The following is an 818-nucleotide window of genomic DNA, read 5'->3' as shown; positions in this document are numbered from 1 at the left end:
CGTCGCGTGTTCAGCGAAATGGGTGTCGAGTTCCAACTTAACATTGAAGTCGGGAAAGACATCCAAATGCAGGAGCTAATCGATAAGTATGACGCTGTCTTCCTTGGCGTTGGTACCTACAAGAACATGCGCGCAGGATTAGACAATGAAGATGCTCCAGGCGTATATGATGCACTGCCTTTCCTTATCTCCAACACCTACAAGGTCATGGAGTTGAAGGACTCAAATCCATTCATTGATATGGCGGGTAAGAAAGTCGTTGTACTCGGTGGTGGTGACACCGCAATGGACTGTGTACGTACTTCAATTCGTCAAGGTGCTGCGAATGTTATCTGTGCCTATCGCCGCGATGAAGCTAATATGCCGGGCTCACGCCGCGAAGTGAAGAATGCCAAGGAAGAGGGCGTGAACTTTATGTTTAACCTTCAACCCCTTGGCCTAGAAGTCGATAACTCTGGTCAAGTCACTGGGGTTAAGGTTGTCAAAACAGCGTTAGGTGAGCCTGATGAAGCAGGCCGTCGCCGCCCAGAGCCTGTCGAAGGCAGTGAACATGTCTTGGAAGCCGATGCCGTTATTATGGCGTTTGGTTTCCAACCTCATCAAATGAGCTGGTTAGAGCCACATGGTGTCGATCTCGATCAATGGGGCCGGATAAAGGCACCTAGTGATCAAGAGTTCATGTATCAGACCAGCAACAAGAAAATCTTTGCCGGAGGTGATGCAGTTCGAGGCTCAGATCTTGTTGTCACCGCTATTGATGAAGGCCGCAAAGCAGCAGAAGGCATACTTGATTACCTTGAGGTATAGCCTTAACTAAA

1 protein-coding gene is annotated in these 818 nt (G+C 48.8%); it reads left to right on the top strand.

All coding sequences use genetic code 11. The features are described from left to right. The coding region (locus QTO00_RS20270) for an FAD-dependent oxidoreductase (protein WP_331426353.1) at positions 1-807 on the top strand (807 nt) is incomplete at its 5' end. Positions 808-818 lie beyond the last annotated feature (11 nt).

The organism is Vibrio sp. M260118 (assembly GCF_036533755.1).
Lineage (GTDB): Bacteria > Pseudomonadota > Gammaproteobacteria > Enterobacterales > Vibrionaceae > Vibrio.
Note: the sequence above shows the minus strand (reverse complement) of the source record. Positions and strands in the feature narration are given on the sequence as shown.